At 61.7% G+C, this 1,097-nt stretch carries 1 protein-coding gene; it reads left to right on the top strand.

The window, feature by feature from the left end; all coding sequences use genetic code 11:
* The first annotated feature begins 307 nt into the window (after window positions 1-307).
* Window positions 308-1,060 (top strand): hypothetical protein, encoded by a 753-nt coding sequence (locus tag XpopCFBP1817_RS21745; RefSeq protein ID WP_158251344.1) that lies wholly within the window; start codon window positions 308-310, stop codon window positions 1,058-1,060.
* Window positions 1,061-1,097 lie beyond the last annotated feature (37 nt).

Below are 1,097 nucleotides of genomic sequence, written 5' to 3'. Positions count from 1 at the left end.
GGATGCGCTCGCGCAGCTCGACGTTGCGGTCTTCGCGCGGGCAATAGCGCAGCGCACTGGCGCTCATACCGATCGCTGCCCTGGAATTCATGCGGCCTGGAGCGTTGTCCAGACTTTCCCTAACTCGCAGTCAGCACGGACTTTCCCCCAAGCCGGCCAGGCCGGCCAAGACGCTGGCGCGGCGACGGCGGCCCCCAGCACCTCATGTTCGCAATGTGCCCTAATGATTTCGCTGTTTCCGAAGGAGGCTTGCCAAAAAAAACTGGTTAAATCAAGCCTCCTCTGGAAGGACGACTAGGACTCAAGAATGCGCGCTCTTTCATCCCATTCAGCAAGCATCGCCAGTAACCTGATCGACAACCCCATAACCGATCCCCGCGCGCCCGATCAGGAAATCACCGACACCGTCAATTCGCGCCGCACCCAACACGGCCAGGACGCGTTGGCGGAATTGGGTAAGAGGGCACGTCCGTGTAAACGGACCGCTCCGCCCGCCGATCCCACGCCGTATCGGATCGAGGAGATTCAGCAACACCTCCTCCACCGCGCCTCCACCTCCATGCAGTCCGTGCCACCTGCGCCACCGCCGGCATTGTCGCGGTCCGGAGAGCTTTCGTTCGACCTGAACGTACCATACGATGCATCCTGTGCAGAAAGTGCCCCTGCTTTGCAGGATGTTGCCAACCGGCCGGAGCAGCCGGCAATCGCGCCCCCACCTCCATTGAGCTATTCCCATATCGTTGGACACTCTCGGGCCCCTTCCGCCTCATCGTTGGCCGGTTCGTCGACGCACGCCACGGTCATGCCGGCTCCCGCCAGCACGGGCGAGGGGCCGGCTGCCCCCGGTCTTCCCTCACAGGCTCCCGGCTCCAGCACGGCATGGCCAATTCCTAAAACCACGTTGTACGGGCGTCAGATGGTGCTCGACCCGGAAACGATGGAGATGGTGTCAAGAGCCGCGCTGTACAAGCGTAAGAAGGTGCGCGACCAGGTCAAGGGGGACATCGTGTCAAGAGGCGCGCTGGACATGCGTAAGAAGCGGAGGAACCGCCCAGGATGAGGGTCGGCGGGAATTTGTGAAAATTCTTTTCTGATAG

Origin of the sequence: Xanthomonas populi (genome assembly GCF_002940065.1) — a bacterium.
In the GTDB taxonomy this organism is placed as follows: domain Bacteria; phylum Pseudomonadota; class Gammaproteobacteria; order Xanthomonadales; family Xanthomonadaceae; genus Xanthomonas; species Xanthomonas populi.
Note: the sequence above shows the minus strand (reverse complement) of the source record. Positions and strands in the feature narration are given on the sequence as shown.